Source organism: Mesorhizobium sp. M4A.F.Ca.ET.090.04.2.1, from assembly GCF_003999085.1.
In the GTDB taxonomy this organism is placed as follows: Bacteria; Pseudomonadota; Alphaproteobacteria; order Rhizobiales; family Rhizobiaceae; genus Mesorhizobium.
Genome location: NZ_RZOT01000957.1, coordinates 1 through 834, shown reverse-complemented (window position 1 = coordinate 834; position 834 = coordinate 1). Strand labels below are relative to the sequence as shown.

The window sequence follows — 834 nt, the reverse complement described above, 5'->3', positions numbered from 1 at the left end:
CGGCATAGCTGCCGACCTGACCGCCGCCCTCGCCGCGCGCGTCGAGCATCTGCAACTCACCACGGAATTTCTGCAGCACGACCTCGGTCGTGTAGCGGTCATTGCCGGTCTGGTCCTGCCATTTGCGCGTCTGCAACTGGCCCTCGACATAGACCTTCATGCCCTTCTTCAGATACTGCTCGGCCACCTTGGCGATCTGGTCGTTGAAGATGACGACGTTGTGCCACTCGGTCTTTTCCTTGCGCTCGCCGGAATTCTTGTCGCGCCAGCTTTCCGAGGTGGCGATGCGGATGTTGACGACCGGCTCACCCGAGTTCAGGCGGCGGATTTCCGGGTCCGCCCCGAGATTGCCGACCAGAATGACCTTGTTGACGCTACCCGCCATCGTACTTCTCCGCGCTCATCCGAAACAAATTTTTGACGCCGCACCTTACAGCTTGCGGGCAATCGCCGCCCGTCGTGACTGGCTTTTCCCACAAGGTTTTTGTTCTCTTTTCGTTCTATGATGTGGGGGATGCGCTGTCAATGGTTGTCAGCAGCATGTAGTGTTCCGGCCCGGAATTTCCACGTGATCGGGAACGGATGGGGTGCCAGGTGAAGTCGATCGCACATGGGGACCAGCAGCGCGAGCAATGGCGGGCGGGCGTCGAGACACGCATGCTGGTATCGGCCAGCAACGGCGCGGCGCAACTCTGCATATTCGAACAATGGGTCGAGCCCACGGTCGGCGCCCCGACCCATTGGCATTCGGTCGAGGAGGTGCTCACGGTCGTCGCCGGGATGGCCGAGGTGTGGATCGATGACCAGCACAGCGTCCTGACGTCAGGCCAGTCT

Annotated in this window: 2 protein-coding genes; one reads left to right on the top strand and one right to left on the bottom strand. The window is 60.9% G+C overall.

The features are described from left to right. On the bottom strand, positions 1-385 hold a 385-nt coding region (gene ssb, locus EN781_RS33445; protein ID WP_127400778.1), incomplete at its 3' end, for a single-stranded DNA-binding protein. A 209-nt stretch (positions 386-594) separates the two neighbouring features. On the opposite strand from ssb, the gene EN781_RS33440 reads away from it, so the two are divergent. After that, on the top strand, positions 595-834 hold a 240-nt coding region (locus EN781_RS33440), incomplete at its 3' end, for a cupin domain-containing protein (protein ID WP_245492722.1).